The 411-nt window shown below is 47.0% G+C and carries 1 protein-coding gene; it reads right to left on the bottom strand.

Annotation, left to right across the window (positions count from 1 at the left end):
* On the bottom strand, positions 1–378 hold a 378-nt coding region (locus tag KH400_RS21585; protein WP_217228147.1), incomplete at its 3' end, for a hypothetical protein.
* Between the last annotated feature and the right edge of the window lie 33 nt (positions 379–411).

The raw sequence follows: 411 nt of genomic DNA, 5'->3' as shown, positions 1-411 counted from the left end.
GTAGTTATTTGCTGACGTGATGTAACCATGGCTCTTCAAAGAAAAGCTATGATCAGTGCGTAAAGGACGTTGAAAAGCTGCCGATGAAAAACCATACGCACCACCGTCTGCCTGACCATTTAGCGTTTGCCAGTCGCCAACACCCTTCCGATAGGCTGGCGTTGGAAAAGATGCCCCCTGCGTTGGTGTGGTTCGAACAACCGAGTGCTCATCGTCAAAAGTCTTAGGATCTGGCGAGACATCCTTCGCAGGCATATGTGATCCCGGCTGCAACGTTTCATCCGCAAACGCCATTTGGGATGGCATCGTTAACGTCGCTGCAACACCAATCAGGACAATCAGTGGCTTTATGAAATTATTAGTTTTGATTACCTTCATTTTTGGTTACCTCACTAACGGTATACTTTAATC

This window comes from Desertibacillus haloalkaliphilus (assembly GCF_019039105.1).
GTDB lineage: Bacteria > Bacillota > Bacilli > Bacillales > KJ1-10-99 > Desertibacillus > Desertibacillus haloalkaliphilus.
Note: the sequence above shows the minus strand (reverse complement) of the source record. Positions and strands in the feature narration are given on the sequence as shown.